Origin of the sequence: Rhodopirellula sp. MGV, from assembly GCF_002251265.1 — a bacterium.
Taxonomy (GTDB): domain Bacteria; phylum Planctomycetota; class Planctomycetia; order Pirellulales; family Pirellulaceae; genus Stieleria; species Stieleria baltica_A.
The window spans coordinates 1-14,482 of record NZ_NPDI01000018.1; the positions used below are offsets into that span (position 1 = coordinate 1).

At 54.6% G+C, this 14,482-nt stretch carries 14 protein-coding genes; 4 read left to right on the plus strand and 10 right to left on the minus strand.

What is annotated here, in order from left to right; all coding sequences use genetic code 11:
• Window positions 1–302: 302 nt before the first annotated feature.
• From CGZ80_RS05975 to CGZ80_RS05990, 4 genes are all read right to left on the minus strand, one after another.
• Window positions 303–1,925 (minus strand): Ppx/GppA phosphatase family protein, encoded by a 1,623-nt coding sequence (locus tag CGZ80_RS05975; protein WP_094412379.1) that lies wholly within the window; start codon window positions 1,923–1,925, stop codon window positions 303–305.
• Window positions 1,918–2,931 carry an AAA family ATPase gene (locus tag CGZ80_RS05980; protein ID WP_094412381.1) on the minus strand — a complete coding sequence of 338 codons (1,014 nt, stop codon included), beginning with the start codon at window positions 2,929–2,931 and terminating at the stop codon, window positions 1,918–1,920. The genes CGZ80_RS05975 and CGZ80_RS05980 overlap by 8 nt, the downstream gene beginning before the upstream one ends.
• Window positions 2,932–3,048: 117 nt before the next feature.
• Window positions 3,049–3,966 carry a lipase family protein gene (locus CGZ80_RS05985; RefSeq protein ID WP_233148253.1) on the minus strand — a complete coding sequence of 306 codons (918 nt, stop codon included), beginning with the start codon at window positions 3,964–3,966 and terminating at the stop codon, window positions 3,049–3,051.
• A 209-nt stretch (window positions 3,967–4,175) separates the two neighbouring features.
• Window positions 4,176–5,198: an AAA family ATPase gene (locus CGZ80_RS05990; protein ID WP_094412383.1), complete on the minus strand. Its 1,023-nt coding sequence runs from the start codon at window positions 5,196–5,198 to the stop codon at window positions 4,176–4,178.
• A gap of 203 nt (window positions 5,199–5,401) precedes the next feature.
• Between CGZ80_RS05990 and CGZ80_RS05995 the strand changes: the two genes are divergently transcribed.
• Window positions 5,402–7,201, plus strand: a complete 1,800-nt coding sequence (locus CGZ80_RS05995; RefSeq protein ID WP_094412385.1) for an ABC1 kinase family protein — start codon at window positions 5,402–5,404, stop codon at window positions 7,199–7,201.
• A gap of 109 nt (window positions 7,202–7,310) precedes the next feature.
• Here the strand turns inward: CGZ80_RS05995 and CGZ80_RS06000 are convergent, their stop codons facing one another.
• From CGZ80_RS06000 to CGZ80_RS06020, 5 genes are all read right to left on the minus strand, one after another.
• Window positions 7,311–8,306: a class I SAM-dependent methyltransferase gene (locus CGZ80_RS06000; protein ID WP_158222575.1), complete on the minus strand. Its 996-nt coding sequence runs from the start codon at window positions 8,304–8,306 to the stop codon at window positions 7,311–7,313.
• Between the two features lie 100 nt (window positions 8,307–8,406).
• Complete coding sequence (locus CGZ80_RS06005) at window positions 8,407–9,552, minus strand: hypothetical protein (protein WP_143543766.1); 1,146 nt, start codon at window positions 9,550–9,552, stop codon at window positions 8,407–8,409.
• Window positions 9,553–9,772: 220 nt separating this feature from the next.
• Window positions 9,773–11,422, minus strand: a complete 1,650-nt coding sequence (locus CGZ80_RS06010) for a tetratricopeptide repeat protein (RefSeq protein WP_198953637.1) — start codon at window positions 11,420–11,422, stop codon at window positions 9,773–9,775.
• Window positions 11,423–11,775: 353 nt separating this feature from the next.
• Window positions 11,776–12,147 (minus strand): DUF4259 domain-containing protein, encoded by a 372-nt coding sequence (locus CGZ80_RS06015; RefSeq protein ID WP_094412391.1) that lies wholly within the window; start codon window positions 12,145–12,147, stop codon window positions 11,776–11,778.
• Between the two features lie 128 nt (window positions 12,148–12,275).
• Window positions 12,276–12,713, minus strand: a complete 438-nt coding sequence (locus CGZ80_RS06020) for a hypothetical protein (protein ID WP_094412393.1) — start codon at window positions 12,711–12,713, stop codon at window positions 12,276–12,278.
• Between the two features lie 123 nt (window positions 12,714–12,836).
• Here CGZ80_RS06020 and CGZ80_RS06025 point away from each other — a divergent pair, with 123 nt between their 5' ends.
• Window positions 12,837–13,085: a hypothetical protein gene (locus CGZ80_RS06025; RefSeq protein WP_143543767.1), complete on the plus strand. Its 249-nt coding sequence runs from the start codon at window positions 12,837–12,839 to the stop codon at window positions 13,083–13,085.
• Between the two features lie 198 nt (window positions 13,086–13,283).
• On the opposite strand, the gene CGZ80_RS28960 is transcribed toward CGZ80_RS06025, so the two are convergent.
• Window positions 13,284–13,415, minus strand: a complete 132-nt coding sequence (locus tag CGZ80_RS28960; RefSeq protein ID WP_255407696.1) for a hypothetical protein — start codon at window positions 13,413–13,415, stop codon at window positions 13,284–13,286.
• A gap of 367 nt (window positions 13,416–13,782) precedes the next feature.
• Between CGZ80_RS28960 and CGZ80_RS28515 the strand changes: the two genes are divergently transcribed.
• Window positions 13,783–14,259 carry a hypothetical protein gene (locus tag CGZ80_RS28515; protein ID WP_233148254.1) on the plus strand — a complete coding sequence of 159 codons (477 nt, stop codon included), beginning with the start codon at window positions 13,783–13,785 and terminating at the stop codon, window positions 14,257–14,259.
• 12 nt (window positions 14,260–14,271) lie between these two features.
• Window positions 14,272–14,482 (plus strand): transposase (locus tag CGZ80_RS28520; RefSeq protein WP_255407697.1); only part of this gene is annotated, 211 nt, incomplete at its 3' end.

Consider the following 14,482-nt stretch of genomic DNA (forward strand, 5'->3'; position numbering starts at 1 on the left):
CCTCTTCCCGAAGGATCTTTAACAAGATCCTTCGAGAAGAGGAAGACAAACAGACCGGATCTTTAACAAGATCCACTACGGGGCAGGCTCATCCGCAGCGTTGGTGTTAACCGCTGACTCGCAGCAAGACTGACAAGCCGAATACATCGCGGATCACGGGTAGTGGATCTTGTTAAAGATCCGGTCTGTTTGTCTTCCTCTTCTCGAAGGATCTTGTTAAAGATCCGGGCTGTTTGTCTTCCTCTTCCCGAAGGATCTTTAACAAGATCCACTACGGGGCAGGCTCATTCGTATCGCTGGTCTTAACCGCTGACACGCAGCAAGACTGACAAGCCGAATACATCACGGAACAGCCCGGCTTGCTGCTTCATCGCGATTTGCTCCATCGAGACGTCACTGACGCCTGGGATCTCGATGATCAGACGTGTGCCTTCCAGCTTGCATTCGATCTCGCGGATGCGGCTGGTGCGTGTGTCATCAAGTGCAGCCGCCAAACGCAAGATCGCTGCCAATTTGCTAACGACAACGCGATGTTCGCGGCCCATCGACATGTATTCTGCATGCGTCGGCTGCGGCGTTGCCCGGCGATAGTATCGGGCGACCAAGGCGACCTCCATCAACTCCGCTTGCGATAATCCGAACAGTTCGCTGTGCCGGATGATGTAAAGCGAGTGTTTGTGGTGGCCGCGAATGTTGATCTGCATGCCGATTTCGTGCAGCAAGGCTGCCACATACAGGATCACCTCATGGCGGTTGTCCAAGCGGTGCTGTGGACGCAATTGGTCGTACAGCTTCCGTGACAACTCGGCGACGCTGCGGGCGTGCATTTCGTCAAAGTGGAATCGTCGGCCGAGTGAAAGTGCGGAGCGAATGATTTGGTTGCGAAACTCAGCCGTCCAGCGCCCCGCGGCGGCCATGTCTTTCAACAACCCGTCGCGCATGTTAGTGTCGCTGACGTAGACACTTTCCAGTGAAAAGTGTTTGGCGACAGCCGAGTACGCAAGCAGAGCTGGGCCCAAGGTTTGGGCTTCGATAAAGGTCGCGTCGTAGCGTTTGACGATCTCTTCTTCGTCCATCGTCAACACTTCGTCGGTCAAACTGCAAAGTCGCTCGACCGAGACGTTTGCCAAGTCGCCGCCCTGCCATTCAGATTCCAGCAGACGCGTGGCCAATCGTATGTCACCGCCCACGGCGACAAGGTTCAACTGCGACTCCGATTTCACCAGCTCGTTCAACTGGGTCAGCATGCGGTTGATATGATTTTCAAGCAGTGCACGACGTCGCTTGGCACCGGCGCGGGCCAAATCAACCGACTGCAGCATGCGGATCGATCCCAAACGATACGAATGGCTGGCGAGTACGTTGCCGCTGCGTACGACCAGGACTTCGGTACTGCCTCCGCCCACTTCAAGCACCATTGCTTTGCCGTTGGAGAGGACTTCATCGGCCAACAACTGTGGCGTGATGCCCATGTACGTGATGCGGTTGACTTCGGCTTCGTCAATCGGTTCGACGTGCAGACCGGTGACCATGTAGACGCGGTCGGCAAAAGCGAGCCGGTTGGCGGCTTCACGGACGGCGCTAGTCGCGACCACACGGACGGATGAAGGTTGGTCGATCCCGTATTCCAGCAGGATACGTTGATACTGTTTCAGTACCTGAACGACGCGTTCGATACTCCGTCTTGATAGACGGCGCGTTTCGAAAGTTTCTTTACCAAGCGGTACGGGCTGAATCAGCTGGTCCAGCTTGCGGACTTCACCGCTGGGATGAATCTCGGCGATGGCCATCCGAATCGCGGAGGCACCGATATCAATCACGGCAACGGGACGCGGTGCGGCCTGTGTCTCGGTGCTGATGCGATTGGGTTGATCGCGGTTGGTTGGGCCACCAACGTTTCGTTTAGGTTTCGACGTTTCAGACATTGAACTCGTCATCTTCGTCGTCTTCGTCTCGATCGGGGTGCATCGGGTCGTCACGATCAAAAAACAGATCTGCCAAACCGAGCGGGACCGCATCGCCGCCAAGCGTTCGGCTTTTCCGTTGCGAGAGTTTCTCCAAATCCAATGCCTCGTTGCCCAGGCACTTTTCCAATGCTTCTTGCCACGCTTGGTCGCGACTGACCGGGTGACCCGGGTCTTGCGAGATACGTTTGAGGGCGTAGCGAAGCAAGTTGATGCCGTCGCGAGGAGAAAACTCGAGCTTCAGCTGATGCGAACGCTGCAAAAACTCGACCGTCATCGCCAGCATTTCTGCTTCGGCGAACGGCAAGTGGTATTGCAAGATCGCCATTTCGTCTTGTTTGTTCGGGAATCCGACCGGCAGCGTTGGTTGCAACCGGCTCATGATGTAGTCAGGTATTTCGAACGTCGATTCGTCCTGGTTCATCGTCACAGCGGCGCGGAATTCGGGGTGCGCATTCAGCGTGATACCGGCGACAATCGATTCGACATAGCGGCGATGGTCAAACAGCGGCGCGAGTGAAGCCCATGACTTTTCATTCATGCGGTTGCCTTCGTCCAGCACACAAACTCCTCCGCAGATCATCGCCGTGACGAGCGGCGACGCGTGATAGGCGATTTCACCTTTCTGGCTCAGGACTGGCGTAACCAGCAAATCTTCCGGACGCGTGTCAGCGGTGCACTGGTAGATGTAAAGCGGGCGCCCTTGCGCCTTTGCCGCGGCGATCGCCAACTGGGTTTTACCAACACCGGGGGCACCGACCAAGCGAGGCGTTAGTGGCAAGTCCGCTTCGTCGATCGAGATCCAACAAGCTAACAATTGCTCGAGTATTTCTCCCTGTCCGATCCACTTGCCATCATCACGAAACGGCTTGGCCAGTTTCAATCGGACGCCATCGATTTCGACATGGGTCGGCATCGATTCGGCGTTGGTGGCGGTGTCGTCAGGTTTATCGCTGTTTTGTGACATCAGGATTTATGTTTTGCCGTGCCGATCGCCGGTCCAGCCCAGATGTGGCGAAAGGAACAGGCGGTCATTGTAGGCGAGAGTCGCTTGTGGGAGTGAAATGGGCGGCGCGAGCTGGCATCAATCTTCGTCGACGCTCGCATAGGCCGCCGGCGGCTTCGCCGTTCCGCCGCTGTCCACCACTTCATCCTCTTTTTGTACTGCTACGATCAATGCGTCAATGTACCGGTGGATCGAGTGATCGGAAAAGTGATCGATCTTCCAACGTTTCAGCGAACGCAGGAACCCTCGCCACTTGTCGCGTCGTTTGGATACCAAGCCCAGCTTTCGAATGCGTCCGTTGTGATCAAAGTAGACCTCTGCACCCGAATGTCGGTACCGCAATAGCGCTGGCGGAACACGCGTCACGATATCGTTGTTGTTGACGAAGCGGTAATGGTCCAGTTGGACATAATTAATGTACCGTCTATCGCCGACTCGCGGGCTGCCGTAGGTGAACAGCTCCGTCGGATTACTCTGAATGTGGGACAGGAAACACCGCCCGCCACTGATCGTTGCCATTGCCCCACCGAGGGAGTGTCCGCAGAAGTACAGCGGCAAGTCGTTATCAAGGAGCGCGGTTTCGACCATCGGCCAAAGGTCGTCGACTTCGCGTTTGAATCCGCGATGAACGCGACCGACCGTTTCGGCCAACACACTGGCCACATTCGCATCCGCTCGAATATCGTTCCATTCGTTCGGTTCGGTGCCGCGACAGGCGATCACGCAATCGTGTTCGTTGCGAAACCGATACGCCTGGGATCCGTCTCGATCATAGTATGTGACTTCATCGAAACCGATGATCCTTGCCGCAATCCGAGCTTCGTCCAGATCGTTGTAGGCGATCATAGATAACTCGGCGAACAACAAACCACGGCGTAAAAAGCTGAGACCCGAGATTGGTCCAGACAGCTTGGAATGGATCACCAAAGGCACTTCGCCGGCCTGGTGGACCACTCGATCCTTGACGCGGATTTCGCCTACCGCTTTCTCGGTCACGTTTCGCTCTCCCCTCTCCTGACGTCTGTTTTCGCTACCCAGTCGTCCCGATCCCTTCGTGGGGCAGGTTGGGAATCGGAAATTGATTGTCAGACCGCACCAACCTAAAGCGAGGGGACGGTGCTTGAACACCCCACAGAGCACAATGTGGTGGAGTGCACCGTTAATCGAGTGAGAGCGTGCTTGATGGGGCAAGCAAGATTGGCTGCTTACGCGTCGACCGTAGGAACCGCGATTTCACTGACGATCTCTTGCAGAACGCTTTCGGTGGTCAATTTCCGAAGCCGACTTTCCGGTTGCAGAATCAACCGGTGATTCATGACCGGACCCAAAACTCGTTTGATGTCATCGGGGCTGACATACGATTTGCCGCGAATCGCAGCCATCGCTTGCCCACAGCGAAACAGTGCAATCGATGCTCGTGGGCTTCCACCAAGTGCGAAGTCAGAATGATGACGTGTTTGGGCGACGATTTGCAAAAAGTACTGTCGGACTCGTGGATCCACGTGGACTTTGCGGATTTCACGCTGCGCTGCGACCAGCTCGGCGGCCGAAGCGACGGGTTGCAATTGATCAACCGGATGCGTGTGCTGAAGCAGGTCCAGCATCCGCATTTCTTCTTCCAATGACGGATAACCGAGGCTGAATCGCATCAAAAATCGGTCGAGCTGCGCCTCGGGCAACGGGAAGGTTCCTTCGTGATCGACAGGGTTCTGTGTCGCGATCACCAGGAACGGTTTTTCCAACTGGTGGGTGGTACCGTCGACGGTGACGCTGGATTCTGCCATCGCTTCCAGTAGCGATGCTTGCGTTCGCGGCGTTGCACGGTTGATTTCGTCAGCCAGCAAAATCTGTGTGAAGACAGGTCCGGCGCGGAACTCGAACTCGCCGTTCTTTTGATTGAAAATGGACGTGCCGGTCACGTCGGTGGGCAATAAGTCCGGCGTGCATTGCACCCGCTTAAACGAACAGCCGACGCTTTTCGCAAGCGCGCGAGCGAGCATTGTCTTGGCAACACCCGGGACGTCTTCGAGCAACACATGTCCGCCGCTCAGCCAAGCGACCAGTGACAAAACGAGCTGTTTTCGTTTGCCGACGATTGCATGTTCGATGTTGCCGATCAACCGTTTCGCGAGATCCGCGACGGCCGCCACGTTGGCGGGACCCGGCCCGGAACCGCCCGAATTCGAGGAGGCGGGTTCGCGAGGCTCAACTGGAGGGGCTTCGGACATGCAACGAATTTCAATCAGGTCGACAAGCTGGGAAGGAACACAATCCGCCGGACTAGTTTAATCGATTTTTCGCGGCATCGATTTTGCCTGAAAATCTCTCAGAATTGAGCCAAGAACGAAAGAAAATTCGGCCGGTCTACAATACAGCAAGCGAACAACGTTGCACGTCGTTCGCCACGCATCGGACGAGCTGACGAGCCAGCATGAAAATCACCGCGATCCCACAACTCTATCGAAACCTACGCCGCTGGCGCGAGATCCTGGCGATCTTGCAGCGCTACGGGTTGGCCGATTGGTTGAGTCAGCACCAGCGGCTGCCATTTAGCAAGTGGTACACCGACCATCGCGGCACGCCGCTTTCGCAATTCACCCGTGAAGAACGCGTGCGGATGGCGTTCACGGATCTTGGACCGACATTCATCAAGCTCGGACAGATTCTGGCGGCGCGTCCCGACTTGGTGGGCCTGTCGATCAGCGAAGAGCTCAAGAAACTCCGCGTGGACGTTCGCCCGGACAGCATCGAGACCGTTCGCAACACTCTCGCGCTGGAACTTGGGGACGACTACGAAGCACACTTCCAGTCGATCGCACCGACGCCGCTCGCCAGCGCATCGATCGGACAAGTCCATCGCGCCGTGCTCGCGGACGGCCGGTCGGTTGTCATCAAAGTTCAACGGGCAGGGCTGGAACGAACCGTCAAACAAGACATCGAACTCCTTGGCGGCTTGGCAGACTTAGCCGAGCGTGTCGAAACACTTGCCGCCTGGCGTCCAGCCGATGTCGTTCGGCAACTGGCACCGATGATCCTTCGCGAACTGGATTTCAGTCGCGAACGTCAAACGCTGGAACACTTCTGTCAGTGGGTGCAACAGCACAACGCATCGGTGGTGATTCCCCGACCAGTCCCAGAGCTTTGCACCCGGCGTGTGCTTGTGATGGACGAACTAGTCGGACAATCGCTGGCGGACCTACTCCATGATTCCGGCATTTCGCAGTCCAGTGATTCATCGGAACACGTTGCCACCAATGGGAAAGCGAAACTTGAAGCGACGAATGGATCGGCACAACATCCCGAACGACTTCGTTTGACGCCGGAACGCTGCGAAGCGTTTGGCCAAACGATCGCTGATGTTTACTTGGCGATGATATTCGAAGAAGGCTTGTTCCACGCTGACCCACACCCTGGCAACCTGTTTTGCCTACAAGATGGACGGCTCGGCATCCTCGACTTTGGGATGACCGGGCGTTTAGACGATACACTTCGCGAAAACATCGAAGACATGTTGTTGGCGATTTCCGGTGGCGATCAAAACCGTTTGATCCGCTTGATTCGCCGCGTCGGCGAAACTCCACCAACGCTCGACGAATCGGCGCTTGCGATCGACGTGGCTGATTTCATTGGCACTTACGGCAGCCAATCGATCGAGCAATTTGACTTGACCGGTGCGCTCAATGCGCTGACGGATATCTTGCACCGGCACTCGATCAAGTTGCCCAATCAGTCAGCGTTGCTGTTGAAGATGTTGATCTCGCTCGAAGGAACACTCAGCGAACTTGGCGTGCGATTCGACTCAATGAAAGTCGTGCAGTCGCTGGCTCAGAAAACGATGATGCGCCGATTGAGTCCACGGCGCCGGATGCGTCAGGCACGACGCATCTATTTGGAAGCCGAGAACTTTTTGGAATCGGCACCCGACGAAGTGATCTCGATGATGCAGATGGTCCGCCGCGGTGAAGCGAGGCTGACGTTGGAACATCAACGGATGGGACCTTCGGTCAATCGCCTGGTGTTGGGATTGATGGCAAGCAGCGTGTTCGTTGGATCGTCGTTGATGATGTCACAACGTGTGCCACCAATGTTGCAAATCAATCTCTATTTTATGCAACTCGAACCGATCAGCTTGTTCGGTTTGCTCGGCATCATCGGAAGTATTGCCGTGATGCTCTGGCTGTTACTCGCGATTGCCCAAAGCGGTCACCTCACTCGCGACAACGAAGACTGATTGCGATCCACTCTCGCCTTTCGCTCCGCGAACGCAGCGTTTTTCACCGCTGCTGTTGCGGAGCAGAAGCCGACACTGGAATTGGGCAACATTGAAAATCAACAGGTCGCTAGGCCGCCTTTGAAGAGGCATCTACCGATTGGCTTGTCGCATTCGATTGGTACCAAATCGTCGCCGGTGATAGCTCACCCAAGTCTGTCTTTTCGAACAACATGACCTGCGGCTTTGTGAAAAGACTCCGCTTTGATCCGCTGATCGCACGTAAGAGTTGTTCGATCCGATACGCCGTGCACGTTGCGCTGGGCAGGCGTTTTAGAAGCATGTCTGCAGTCTTTGTAAACAAGCGGTTTCTCGTACTGCCCTGCTCTTCGGAATACATCGCCAGTGCATCATTAGCGTACGTTGCCGGTACCACAGCGGACAGCTCGAAGCCGGCCATTTCAATGCAGTTGATGAAGTGCGATGCCGGGAAGCCGAACTCGTAGATCCCATAGCCTTGGCTGTATGGATGTCCCTGCAAAAACTGGTAGAGTTCGATTGCCGTTTCAACATAGGGTTCACGAATGACGACCCATTTCCCTCCGTCTTTTAGTTTTTGGCGAATGCAGGCTGCAACGAACGTGATGTTTGGGAAATGATGGATACAGTTTCGAGTGACAACGGTCTCGTACGATCGACTGGATTCATAAAAGCGATCGAGTGAGTTTTCGATCGTGATCGATTTCGAATCCGCGCGGGTTTGCAAGTACCCCGTCCCCGTAATGAAGTTTGGGTTGGGCTCAAGTAAGGAGACGTCTTGAAAGCCGCTGCGGGTCAACGCCCACGATAGAAACCCACTGCCACCACCGATCTCCACCAATGGAGCTGAAGGATTGATGTCAAACGTATTGATTAGCTTCAGCGTGTTCTTAAAATCGGAACTCTCGAAGTAGCGTGCAAACGCGGCTTCGCGATCTGCTTCCCAGTAAACCGACTTCAAAATTCTGTCAGAGAGCTCATCGGTTTTTGCCCGTTCATTTTCGCCGACGATCATCTGCTCGGAGATCTGCGGATCTTCGCGAAGACTGTACAGAACCAAGTCATCGAGCTTTCGAGGGACTGCCATGTCCATTGACTTTCAACCCAATCAAGTGTTTGAAACGTCGGGTGCTGACCGCTAAAAGGGGTATAGCGATTCAATGGCAGCGATAACAAGTGAACGTTGGTTACTCGCGTTCTCTGGCCAGAAATCGAGCGAGCTCGTCGGTATCGATCGCTTGGTTGTCATCGCGATCGGCTTGTGGCAAAACGTCTTTTCCCAAGAAGCCTCCTCCGGACTTGCCTTTTAACTCATCGGCACGGATCACTTTATCGTGGTTGACGTCATGCCGCATCATTAAGCGATTGGCTTCTGCGGAATCTTGGTCGGTGTAGCCTTTTTCGTCACGCCGTTTGCCGAGTTCTTTTTCAATCTCCAACAACGACACGTCGCCATCCTTGTTGGTATCAAACGCAGTCAAGTTGGCGGTGACCGATTCTGGCAAGCCAACAAACCGTGCGAGTTCGGCCTTGCTGACCACGCCGTCGAAATCTTGATCGAACGGTAGCACAAGGTTTCGGGCGGTTAGCAAGTCCTTTGCTGTTAGGCCCAGCTTTTGCCGATGTTTGGCCAGCATCGTTGCAATTTCCATGACCGACAGCAGGCCATCGCCATCTTCGTCGCCGGCTTCTGGATTGGACGGGATCGGTGTCTGCTCCCATTCACTCGGGCCGATTTTCCCATCACCGTCGCGGTCAAATCGTTTTGAAATCTTAACGGCCCAGCCTTGGTCGACGCCGATGATTCCGATCTCCTCTCTGACAACGCGTCGAAACGCAAACGCGTGCGTCAGTTCCTCGACGGTCAGGATTCCGTCTTGGTTAGAGTCGATTTGGTCTGGCTCAGGAGGCCAAGCAGATGTGATTTCGTCAGGATCGATCTGTCCGTTACGATTCGCGTCGTGTTTTTGGATTGCTCGCTTGGCGACAGTCCGATCGATTTGCTGGATATCCAACTGATCGCGTACGGAAGCGAAGTGCAGCGCGATCTCCGGCTGAGAAAGCTTTTGATCGTGATTCAAGTCAGCGTCGCCAACGGATGCAGCCCATTTCAATTTCTTGCATTCGGCTTCGTCTAAGCTGGCATCATCATCAAGATCGAAGATCGCCAGGGTCTTATTCGCGTCATCAAGGTCCGCCTGAATCAGTACCAGCGACAGCGGATCTGCTCCCTGTTTTTCCTGTGCGTTTATCACACCGTCTTTTAGCGTGGCAAAGACAGCAACACCAGTTACCCAAGCCAAGCATAGAGAACCAAATCGAAAAGCAGTCATCGGCGATCCTCAAGATAAGCAGCAGCAGATCAGCACCCGCAACCATCTTACCGAAGTTCCACAGCGGAGTGTTCTGCAGAGGGGGCTGGCAATGTTGCACCTTCTGATCGTTTGATCGTACATCCTCACAACGTGGCGGTCTCAACCGCCGCGAAAAGATGGATCGATCAATCGCGGCCGGTGCAGCATCGACCGAGAGCGACTCATGTCGACGCCTTATTTATTCAAGTCGGCAAAAGCACGAACGATCGATTGTCACGTCAGCTCGCTCAGCTGCTGAGAGAAATTGCATTCGTATCGTGGCCGCTTCATCGAGTTTTCCCAACTCCATCAGGCACTCGGCGAGTCCGTTTAACGACCATGGATTCTTTGGGTGCCTCTTGAGATCCGCTCGAAAGACTGGCTCGGCCTGCTCAAAGTGGCGTTGCTCAATTAACAACGCGCCCAACGCGTGCCGTGCCGGTTGCATCCAGCCCCACGGTTCATCGTAATTCATCGCGTCGTCGAGCTTGACTGCGTTGCGCAGATGTTGGAACGCCATTTCGAAATTGCCTTTCCGATAGGCGATTTCTCCTGCCACCATGGCTTCTGCAACCCCCAAAATATCGCGAGATTTGTTGTTGAAGAGGATACTGGTCTCGGGGACTTGCTCTCTGGTATCGATCAACAGAGCGTGCTCGGCTTCCGCATCGTCAATTCGGTCGGTCGCAGCGTAGGCCAATGCTCGTGCGTAGTGCCGCACGGACCGACTCATTGGCAAGTATTCGGCCGGCGCCGGTTCAGCGAGTATGTCTTCCCAGCGACCGAATCGAATCAGGACATGGAATTTCATTGGCATAAACGCATCCAAGAAATCAGTCTGTGTACGGAGCAATTGCTCCGGAACCTGCGCAACAAGGTCTTCTGCCGCTTTCATCGCGATTTCGCTTTGACCCTGAAACATGGCGCCGTAAACGACAAAATGAAAGTTGTGAATTCGATAAAAGGTATAGAAGTTCAAACTGCCCTGGCGTTCCAAAACCGACTTGTCAATCTCGATGGCTCGCAGGTTGGTTTGGACAACGCTTTCATAGTTCCCGAGCAATACATCGATATGCGATGGCATGTGGACTAAATGGCCGGCGCCAGGCATCATGTTTCGCAGTCGGTTTGCCGCAGCGAGTGCCTTTTGCGGCGTAGGCGAGGCCTCCATCGTATGAATGTACAGGTGATTGAGCGCGGCAAAGTTTGGTGTGGTTGCCAAGGCTTTTTCGAGAACATTGACGATCTCTGGCGTTTCAGGGGCTGGCGTTCCGTCAGCATCCCACTGTTTCCACGGTCGAAGAATCATCAGCGATTCGGCGAACAACGAAGCCACCAACGGATCGTCCGTGTATTTGGTGTAGACATTTCGCATTGCGTTCGCATAGGCCCGATTCAGTGGCGCGCGATCTTCTGGCACAGGCACCGCGTATCGGCTCGCGATTGCATTGATCAATGCTTTCTCGAGCGGAGTGGAATTTGCCGAATGTAGTTGGGCGAGGCGAACTGCGAGATTCGCTTCGGCGACTTGGTAGGATTCGATTTCCGTGTTGTTGATGTTCGGGCCCCACGCGTATGCCAGTCCCCAGTATGCCATCGCCATCGCAGGATCGTATTGGATCGCGCGCTCGAAGCAGCGAACGCCTTCTTCATGATTGAAGGCGATGCAGAGGGCCAGCCCACGATCGAACCACTTCTGGGCATCGCCCGAGTCCGTCGAAGCCTTGTAGTGAAATCCGCCGAGGTCGTAGTAGTCGTCCTTGGCCGCGTCCGTTGGCACAAGCTGCGCGACGGTGACGCTTGGGTGTACAAAGCACATCATCACAGACATAAGTAGTGCGGCTTTCATTCTTAACGCTCCTGAAATTAACCAATAGCCAGTCGATCCGAACCGATCGGATCCGCTTCTAGCAGCGTAGACGCGATAAACCCACGGCATATCCGCTAGGAAACCATTCGAGCACAATCGAATGGCAGCATCCACATCACCAAGCTCGCAATCGGTTTACATCCAGTTGTTCCGAATGAGTCTGGCTCAAACAACCCACCTCAAATAAAAACGACTGAAACCTTCGTGTCTGAAGTGGGAAAATCAATGCCGGGTTGAAGGAACGCGCGAACCGCAACGGCTGAACTCTAGCTCGATAGATCTTTTCGCTGGCCGCCTATCCTCTTGACTTCTGCCCGAAAGCGATTGCGTGGTTATCCGCCGTTATGGGCAGCATTGGCAGCTGCGTTCAAACGATCGAACAACGATACCAGCACCTCCCGACGTTTGGTTTTGTATTCCGGCTTTGGATCCAGATTGTCAATGTAGCCATCCCAAACGCGCAGGTACGTGTCGCGCCAATGGACTGCTTTGTCGGGCTTCGGGAGCAACCCATGTGTGTCGCGGTGCAAACACAGAAGCATTTCGATGTGGGCGGGCATGGCATCGCCCCAGTATTCGTCGCATTCAAGTTCAGAAGGGTCCGAGACGGCATCGTCAATTTCTTGGATCATCTTGCTGGTGAATTCGCAAACGTGATCGAGTGCCGAGTCATTGTCAAAGACGCCAGCATCCCAAGTGCCCATGTGTTGGTCTCGGTCGTGATTGAAGGGAAGCAGGGAATTGTCAGTGCGGACAACGGTAGGAATTACGCGGGACGGGCGAATGACTCGCAGGCAGACGGAAAACCGCGACTCACGTCCTCGCGTGTATTTTATGGTTCCACGTCCTCAGAAAGTCCTTCCATCGATAGGGTACGCTCAGCATCACCATGAACCAACTGGAGCTCTGGTCTTTGGCCTGGATGGTCATTCGAGTTTGGGTGGGGAATCTCCAGATTGATGGCTGACTTTCCTTCGTGACCGCTGATCAAGATCCCAACTCCTCGGTCCTCCGAAAATGCAATTGAAACTCCGTGAACGTTGCCAGGCTTGTTGAGTCTTATACAGCAACCCTCAGTGTCGACTTGCAATTCAACTCTGGGCGTACCGTTTGCATCTAGCAGTTGAAAAGCGGCATAACCCGGCTCCTGATCGTTACTGGCAGAGCACAGGAGGGCTGCTCGCTCTTTCCCTGCCGCATCGACCAAAAATATTTGATTTGCAGTGAGGTAGCCGACATGAAGCGATTTACGTTCCGTTTCGTCATTCATGTTGGCCGATCAAGAGAGTAATGTTCTTAACAAGTGGAACGATATTGATAACGGTATTGCGGCCAGATGAGTTGCCCGCAGTCAAAAGAGGCACCGCAACTCCCGTCTACCAAATGGTTCGCGTTGTCCCAACGACGACAGTTTGCAGTTCGCCGCTGGCAACAAGTTTACTCGATCGGCATGGCGAAGGGTAACGAGCAGCGAATTAGCAATCGGAACACCATGCGTCGGATTGTCTCCAATCGTGCTCGTGCTCAGCAACGCGGTGCTCGTACTCGCAATCGATTGCCAGTGATCGGCTTGTCTTCATCGGCGGAGCACTGGTCAAACCCTGACATCAAGAGCGATCAATTGGAAACAGCGCTCCGGTGAAATCCGATCGGCGAGATCCCAGGGCATCAATCAGCGATAGGAAAGACAGGCGTTGGTCACTGCGGGCACAGCTATCCGTGCGAACACACGCCGATCACCAATTCAAAATCCGATGAAACAGTGACGCCCGCCACTTGCAAACCTTGGACTTCTTGGTCGGCAGCGGTTTCACCGCTTTGTTATCGCTTCCGGACCAGGCTACAGCGGCCAACCAAACATTACACAGTACGCGGCGACGAATGGAGACAAGCCGATAATGACCGCCGTCACGAATCCTATCGCGATTCCTGCTTTGACCAAGATTTGCGACAAACGGTGTGCGTTCTTCATTTGCTGGACAGCGACGTTATTGGCTAACGCGTCGGTATTGGTGAACCCAGAATTTAGTTTATCGGGACAGCCGGCTCAATGTCCGCGAACCAGCCGTTTAGCGTCGTCTCACTTTTTAACTCCTCGAGGGCTTCATTCAACGTTTGTCACTGCTGGTTGGCCTTCTGCGAGTCGAAAGTTGCGATACAGCCCGGCGCGACCCTGCGGAACGCTGGCGGTAGCAACGGCACCAACAAAATTTTGCTGTACTTGTTTACCGGAGCAGAATCTGCTGTTGGTGAAATTGGGGTGATTCGACAACAATTCCGGGATCAAGGATGTTCCCAAAACCACGACCGATTGCCCGGGTTGCAAGCAGCAACAGGCAGTGATCGATGCCTTGGTCGAACAAGTTGGAAAGCTATCCAAACGGCTCGAGAAGGTCGAGCGCGAGGGAAAGCGTCAGGCCGCGCCATTTAGTAAAGGACGCAAGGCCGATCTGAAGAAGCCCGGCCGAAAGAGCGGAGAGGACCACGGCAAGCACCAACGTCGTGCTGCTCCGGAGCAAATCGACAAGACATACGATGTGCCGCTGCCGAGCTGTTGCCCTGGTTGTGGATGCGATCAACTGACGAAGACCGAAACTCGAATCCAGTATCAAACTGAAATTTCTCGGACCGTCATTTATCAACAGTTCAATATCGACGCTGGAACCTGCACCGGTTGCGGCGCGGCGGTGGAAGGCCGGCACGAACTGCAAACATCCGATGCGACCGGAGGTGCAGCTGTGCAGCTCGGACCGAACGTTCACGCCGCGATGGCACTGGTTAACAAAGAACTGGGACTCAGTCACGGCAAGGTATAGCGTTTGCTGGAAATGCTTTTCGAAATCACCGTCGGGCGCAGTACGAGTTATCGAAGCATGCTTCGTACCGCAAAACGTTTGGAATCGGCCCATGGTGAGGTTCGCCACGCCGTACGTGGCTCGCCCCAAGTTGTTGGTGATGAAACAGGCTGGCGTGTCGATGGACGTCCGGCATGGTTGCATGTGTTTGTTGGCCTGACTGCAACGGCATACGAAATTGACC

Coding starts and splice junctions, on each gene's coding strand:
- CGZ80_RS05975 (WP_094412379.1), bottom strand. CDS start 1,925: ATGTCTGAAACGTCGAAACCTAAACGAAACGTTGGTGGCCCAACCAAC.
- CGZ80_RS05980 (WP_094412381.1), bottom strand. CDS start 2,931: ATGTCACAAAACAGCGATAAACCTGACGACACCGCCACCAACGCCGAA.
- CGZ80_RS05990 (WP_094412383.1), bottom strand. CDS start 5,198: ATGTCCGAAGCCCCTCCAGTTGAGCCTCGCGAACCCGCCTCCTCGAAT.
- CGZ80_RS05995 (WP_094412385.1), top strand. CDS start 5,402: ATGAAAATCACCGCGATCCCACAACTCTATCGAAACCTACGCCGCTGG.
- CGZ80_RS06000 (WP_158222575.1), bottom strand. CDS start 8,306: ATGGCAGTCCCTCGAAAGCTCGATGACTTGGTTCTGTACAGTCTTCGC.
- CGZ80_RS06005 (WP_143543766.1), bottom strand. CDS start 9,552: ATGACTGCTTTTCGATTTGGTTCTCTATGCTTGGCTTGGGTAACTGGT.
- CGZ80_RS06010 (WP_198953637.1), bottom strand. CDS start 11,422: ATGAAAGCCGCACTACTTATGTCTGTGATGATGTGCTTTGTACACCCA.
- CGZ80_RS06015 (WP_094412391.1), bottom strand. CDS start 12,147: ATGGGCACTTGGGATGCTGGCGTCTTTGACAATGACTCGGCACTCGAT.
- CGZ80_RS06020 (WP_094412393.1), bottom strand. CDS start 12,713: ATGAATGACGAAACGGAACGTAAATCGCTTCATGTCGGCTACCTCACT.
- CGZ80_RS28960 (WP_255407696.1), bottom strand. CDS start 13,415: ATGAAGAACGCACACCGTTTGTCGCAAATCTTGGTCAAAGCAGGAATC.